Annotated in this window: 2 pseudogenes; one reads left to right on the plus strand and one right to left on the minus strand. The window is 77.3% G+C overall.

The window, feature by feature from the left end:
- Window positions 1-362: pseudogene (locus tag EBH09_RS15940) on the minus strand (hypothetical protein); the annotation flags it as partial.
- Window positions 363-493: 131 nt separating this feature from the next.
- On the opposite strand from EBH09_RS15940, the pseudogene EBH09_RS15945 reads away from it, so the two are divergent.
- Window positions 494-1892, plus strand: a pseudogene (locus tag EBH09_RS15945) (DNA-binding protein); the annotation flags it as partial.

The raw sequence follows: 1892 nt of genomic DNA on the forward strand, positions 1-1892 counted from the left end.
GACTCGGGCGCGGCCGGGCGGGCGCGCGGTACGGCGCGTCGCAGGCCCTTGAGCCGCTCCGCCTTCCGCGGCCCGGCCTCCCGCTGTACGGGGACGGCGGTGGGCGGCGGCACCGGCGGCCGCGGGGCACCGCTCGTGCCGCCCGCCGCGTCGACGATGTCGTCCGGGCTGCCGAGCCGGTCCAGGATGCGGCGGACGGCGGCGGGACTGTCCACCGTGGTCTTGGCGCGGTGCCGGTCGATCTCGTCGCGCAGCTCGGAGACCAGCCGCATGCGGGTGGCCGACGGCAGCTGCCGTTGCTGGGCCACGTCGCCGACACGGCTCAGGTACTCGTAGACGACCTGGTCGCTCTCGATCCCCACGGAGCCCTCCGGGGCGGTGTGTTGTGGTACGCCGTCGGACGAAGGTACCGAATCCTCCCGGGTGCGGCGGACGCGCACCGCGCGACCGCACGCGTACCCCACCGTCGTACCCACCCGCTAACGTGGGCCGGATGAGCACCGAGGAGAAGTCCGCGGCCCCCCGGTCCCTCGCGGAGGCGCTCCGCGTCAGGGACGACGTCTCGCTGGCCGCCCTCCTGCGCAGCCGCCCCGACCTCATCACCCCCGTGCCCACGGACCTCACGCAGCTCGCCACCCGGGCGGGCACCCGGGCCTCGGTCGTACGGGCACTGGAGCGGCTGGACCGGTTCGCGCTGCAGACGGCGGAGGCGCTGGCCGTGGCGGCGGACCCGGCGCCGTACGACGAGCTGCTCCGGCTCATGGCCGGTGACGGGCGGGACCCCGTCGTCGCGGCGGCCCTGCCCCGGGCCGTCGCCCTCCTGCGCGAACAGGCCCTGGTATGGGGGGCCGACGACCGGCTGCGGCTGGTGCGCACCGCCCGTGAGCTGCTCGCGCCCTCCCCGCAGCACCCCTCTCCGACGGGGCTCGGACCCTGTGTGCGGGAGGCGACGGCGGGGATGTCGCCGGGCCGGATCCAGGAGATCCTGGCCGTCGTCGGGCTGCCCTCGACGCACGACTCGGTCTCCGCCGTGTCGGCGCTCGGTGAGCTGTTCACCGACCGGCAGCGGATGGCGGGGCTCCTCGCCGGCCTGCCCGAGGAGTCCCGCGAGGTGCTGGACCGGCTGGTGTGGGGACCGCCGTACGGCCAGGTCACCCACGATCCGGCGGCGCACCTGCGCCATCTGCTGGACAGCGGCCTGCTGCTGCCGACCGCGCCGGGCACGGTCGTCCTGCCCCGCGAGGTCGCCCTGCACCTGCGCGCGGGCCGGGCGCACCGCACGCCGGAGCCGGTACCGCCGCAGGTGGAGGCGGCCGCCGCGCACCGTCCACAGGTTGTGGACGCCACCGCGGCCGGGCAGGCCCTGTCGGCGCTGGCGACCGTCGAGGAGCTGCTGAAGGAGTGGGACGAGGGCGGCCCGGCGGTGCTGCGGGCCGGCGGGCTGAGCGTGCGCGACCTGAAGCGGACGGCCGTCGCGCTGGACGTGCCCGAGCCGGTGGCCGCGTTCTGGGTCGAGCTGGCCTACGCGGCCGGGCTGATCGCCTCCGACGGTGAGGCCGACGAGCGGTACGCGGCGACCCCGGCGTACGACGAGTGGCGGGAGCTGCCCCCCGCGGAGCGCTGGGCGCGGCTCGCCGGGGCGTGGCTGACGGCCACCCGCACGCCGGGTGTGGTCGGCGGGCGGGACGCGAAGGACCGTACGCTCTCGGCGCTGGGCCCGAACCTGGACCGCTCGGCGGCGCCGGAGGTACGGCACCGGGTGCTGGCCCTGCTGGCGGGGCTGCCCGAGGGTGCCTCGCCCACCGAGGAGTCGGTGCTGGCCCGGCTGCGCTGGGAGCGTCCGCTGCGCGGGCCCCGGCGGGACGGGCGGGACGGTCAGGACGACGACCTGC

It is taken from the genome of Streptomyces sp. E2N166 (assembly GCF_003671715.1).
Classification (GTDB): domain Bacteria; phylum Actinomycetota; class Actinomycetes; order Streptomycetales; family Streptomycetaceae; genus Streptomyces; species Streptomyces thinghirensis.